Annotated in this window: 4 protein-coding genes; 3 read left to right on the top strand and 1 reads right to left on the bottom strand. The window is 66.4% G+C overall.

All coding sequences use genetic code 11. The annotated features are described in order from the left end of the window. Positions 1-256 (bottom strand): hypothetical protein (locus ACFDS3_RS19455; RefSeq protein WP_375263993.1); only part of this gene is annotated, 256 nt, incomplete at its 3' end. Between the two features lie 368 nt (positions 257-624). Here ACFDS3_RS19455 and ACFDS3_RS19450 point away from each other — a divergent pair. From ACFDS3_RS19450 to ACFDS3_RS19440, 3 genes are all read left to right on the top strand, one after another. Continuing rightward, the gene (locus tag ACFDS3_RS19450; protein WP_375263992.1) at positions 625-1,026 is read left to right on the top strand and encodes a hypothetical protein; all 402 of its coding nucleotides are present in this window, start codon (positions 625-627) and stop codon (positions 1,024-1,026) included. 109 nt (positions 1,027-1,135) lie between these two features. After that, positions 1,136-2,458, top strand: coding sequence for a hypothetical protein (locus ACFDS3_RS19445; RefSeq protein ID WP_375263991.1), 1,323 nt, complete (start codon positions 1,136-1,138; stop codon positions 2,456-2,458). Between the two features lie 46 nt (positions 2,459-2,504). Then, positions 2,505-3,803 (top strand): hypothetical protein, encoded by a 1,299-nt coding sequence (locus ACFDS3_RS19440; RefSeq protein WP_375263990.1) that lies wholly within the window; start codon positions 2,505-2,507, stop codon positions 3,801-3,803. Positions 3,804-3,898 lie beyond the last annotated feature (95 nt).

Raw genomic sequence — 3,898 nt, 5'->3', positions numbered from 1 at the left:
TGCCCTTCTGGGCCGAGCCCAGCAGCACGCCGCGCAGGATGATCTCCTCGCCGGATTCGGCAGCCTTCTCGATCACCGCGGCCTGCTTCTCGTTGTAGCCCTTGATGACGCGCTCACCGCCGCCTTCGGACTTGATGGTCGCCGAAACGACGCCCTTCTCGTTCTTGGAGACGGAGGCGGCGTCGACGATGCCTTGCGCCGAGGTCCAGATGTCCTTGCGCTTGGTGTCCTTCTTCTCTTCGGTCTTCTCGGCCATGATCGTTGCTCCTGAGGGCTGCGCGCGCCGCGCTGTTAATGTCATCCGATTCTTACGAGAGCCTCGCGAAAAGCCAAAGCAAGGATTTTCGCATACTTATTTTTCTGGCTGTTCGGGGTGGATGCGCCGCGCTCCCATGTTTGGCCCGGGATGCGCGGCGCTGACCTGAGGCCTGCCCTCTCCTATTGGTAGCGCATATTCTCAGCCGGTGAAGGACCTCGGGCCCGGAACCCCAGTCCAGAGGGCACAAGGCTGTGGAAAACCCGGGCGCGGGTGTCGCCGCGGGCAGATCCCTTGCCGATGTTCGCGCCCGAATGTAAAGATTTCGCACAGCCCGTTCGATAGGGTTCTCGCCTTGGAGCTTCGCGATGACGGTCCCCACCCTCCAGGTCCTGAAGACCATGACGCGAAGCGAACTCCTAGCCATTCGGGTCGAGGTGGAGAGGCGTCTGCGCATCCTCCGCAACCGCGATCGCAAGGAACTGCATAAGGCAATGCGGAGGATCGAGCGCGAGCGGAGGCGCGCCGCCGAACGCGCCGCCTTGGACAAAGCTGCCGGCATCGCAGGCGTATCCGGGCCGAAAGCCTCGAAGCTTGTCCGTTCCGCGCGCCCGGGGCGCGGCGCGAGGCTGCGGGGCGACATCGAGGCCAATATCCGCGCGCATGAGACGGCTCGCCTGCGTTCCGACGCGAAGCGGGCGGCGACCTTGGCCGAGCAGGCAGGCCCGTGCTTGACCGAACTACTCGAGCCGGGGTCCGGGCGGTCCTGACGCCCCCATTCGCGACCATGAGGCCTGTTGGCGTGCGCCGCGCGCCAGCTTGCCGTTTTCGCGCATCACCCTGACACCTTACAGCACCTCCCCTCGAAGGACCGCGTACATGCCCGATCTCCGCCAGACCATCGCCGATCATCTCGCGCCCCATCATGAGGCCCTCGTGGCGTCCGAGACCTACGGGCACTTCCACAAGGCGCTGAAGAAACTGCTGCGCGACCCCTTCGAGAAGGAGACGCTCTTTGCGCTCCTCCTCGAGAAGCAGGCCGAGGGCGTCCTGAAGCCCTGCCGCAACCTCGGCGACCGGCAGAACCGCCATCTCGACGCTTGGCAGCGGCTGGTTGAGGCGGGCCCTGAAGACCTCAAGGCCTACGACGATCGCCAGCTGGCAGGCATCCTGCACGGCGCTTGGCGGGACACGCTGTTCATGACCATCCTGGACCTTCCGGAGAAGGGTCCAGATGGCAAATACCTCGGGCTCGCCTCTCCGGCCAACCCGGAAAATATCCGGGCCACGCTCGAGACCCTGCCGGACACGCTCGCAGCGGCGGTCGAAGGCGGGAACATGGACCCCGACGTCAGCGACTGCGATATCGCTTGCAGCATCACCGGCGAGCGGCTCCAGCTGGAGATGCGGGACTGGCAGCCGGTCCTGCAGCGGCTCGACATGAAGACCGGGCAGTTTGTCGAAGCCGAAGCCATCTCGGCGGGCAAGCCGCTGCGGCACATGGAGATGAACCTGCCAACGGGCGAGCTGCTGCTCGCGGACTGGTTCCGGATCCCGGGCTTCAGCGAGAGCGTCGAGGCACTGGCCGGCGATCCCGGCCGCGACATCGAACCCGATCAGGGCGCCGACGAGCACACGCGCAACCACTTCGAGCGTGCGGGCCTCGTGCATATCTCGGTGGGCAACAGCTGCCCGACCATCTACCGCGACGGCGAGATCCTGCGGCTCGGGCGGATCGACGAAGAGGCGCTCTACAACGAGGCGGGTGAACAGATCGCCGAGGAGCCGGAGCAGGCCGGGATGATCTGCACCGACCTGTGGTGGGCCACCATGGCCGACAAGCAGACCATCGCCGACATCCTGATGCGCTCGGACCAGCACGCGGACCGCGCCGCAGCCGAGGCGGCGATCGACGCCTATGTCGAGGAGAACTGGGGCGTCATCCGCATCCAGATGGAGCCGGGTCCCCTGCATGTCTACCTGCCCTCGGGCCACAACGGCTCGGAGCCGGACGGCCTCTTCGTGAAGGCGGGGCTGAAACCGATGACGGGGCTGGAGGAGCAGATCGTGCTCTCTCGCGCGCCCCTCGCGGAGCTTGACCCCGACATGGTGCTCGAGACCGGCTTCACGCAGGGCGATCCTGCGACGGCCGAACCCGCACCCGAGCCCGAGCCCGAGCCCGAGAGCGACCTCTCTCTCTGAACGACGGCCCAGGCCGCCTCCCTTCTCGAATACAGGACAACCCGCCATGCCTGATCTTCGCCAGACCATTGCCGACCGGCTCACGCCGCATCTCGACGAGCTTGCCGCGCACACGGCCTTCGAACCCTTCGCGGACCAGCTGCAGGACCTGCTCGGCGGGGACTTCCAGGGAAACACGCTCTTCGCGCTGCTCATCGAAAAGCAGGCTGCGGGTGCCCTGAAGCCCTGCCCAAACCTCGGCGATCGCGACACCCACAGCATGCGCGCCTGGAACCGGCTCGTCTCCGGTGGGCCGGAGGCGCTCCTGGCCTATGACAACCGCTCGCTTACGGACGTGCTCCAGTCTCCCTGGCACACCGTCGTCTTCGATGCGGCCTGGCAGCTTCGGGAAAAGGAGGCCAGCGAAGAAGGCAAACGCGGAAAGTCCCTCGAAAGCCTGCGCACCGGGGAGATCCGGGCGACTCTCGAAGCGCTGCCCGACACCCTTGTCGGCGCGCTCGACGGGACATGGAAGGCTTGGCGGACGGTCCACGATGTCCACTGCAACATCACCGGCGAGCGGCTGAAGGTCGACCTGCGAGACTGGGAGCCGGTGCTGATGCGCTTCGACATGGATACGCGCAACTACGTCGAGGCCGAGGCCATCGGCGCGCGCAAGCCGCTGCGGCACATGGAGATGGACCTGCCGACGGGCGAGCTCCTGATCGCGGACTGGTTCCGTATCCCGGGCTTCAACGAGGGCCTCGAGCAGCTGACCAAGCGCCGGGAGTTCAATATCAACGCCGATGATGGCGCAGACCAGCAGACGCAGGCCTATCTCGAGCGCGCGGGCTTCGTCAGCATCACCGTCGGCAACACCAGCCCCACCATCTACCGCGATGGCGAGATGATGCGGCTGGGCTGGTTCGACGAGGACAGCCTCTACGACGAGGATGGCGAGAAGACGCGCGAGGGCCCCGAGGAGATCGGGAGCACCTGCACCGACCTGTGGTGGGTCACCATGGCCGACAAGCAGGTCATCACCGACCTCCTGATGCGCTCGGAGAAATACGCAGATCGCGACGCGGCGGGTGCCGCGATCGACGCCTATGTCGAGGGCACCTACGGCGCAACGCGCCTGCAGGTCGAACCCGGCCCGCTCCATGTCTACGCGCCCTCCGGCCACGGCGCCGACGCGCAGGACGGCCGCTTCGTGAAGGCGGGGCTGCCCGAGATCGAGGGGCTCGACGACCAGATCGTGCTGTCGCGCGCGCCGCTCGAACTCGATCCAAGGATGGTGCTTGAGACCGGCTTCAAGCAGGGCGACCCGGCCCCCGCCCCGGAGCCCGAGGGCCTGACGACCTGAGCGCTGCGCATTTTCGCTCGATCGGTGGATTGTCAATCAACCGGTCGAGCGAGGATCCAGATGCCGCTGCCCCCTGACTTCTTCGAGCCCCTCCT

The sequence above is a fragment of the Palleronia sp. genome, assembly GCF_042089775.1.
Taxonomy (GTDB): domain Bacteria; phylum Pseudomonadota; class Alphaproteobacteria; order Rhodobacterales; family Rhodobacteraceae; genus Palleronia.
The sequence above is the reverse complement of the archived record's forward strand: the minus strand, read 5'-3'. Positions and strand labels throughout refer to the sequence as shown.

Excerpts from the sequence above, each read along its gene's own strand:
- ACFDS3_RS19450 (WP_375263992.1), top strand. The coding sequence starts at position 625 with ATGACGGTCCCCACCCTCCAGGTCCTGAAGACCATGACGCGAAGCGAA.
- ACFDS3_RS19445 (WP_375263991.1), top strand. The coding sequence starts at position 1,136 with ATGCCCGATCTCCGCCAGACCATCGCCGATCATCTCGCGCCCCATCAT.
- ACFDS3_RS19440 (WP_375263990.1), top strand. The coding sequence starts at position 2,505 with ATGCCTGATCTTCGCCAGACCATTGCCGACCGGCTCACGCCGCATCTC.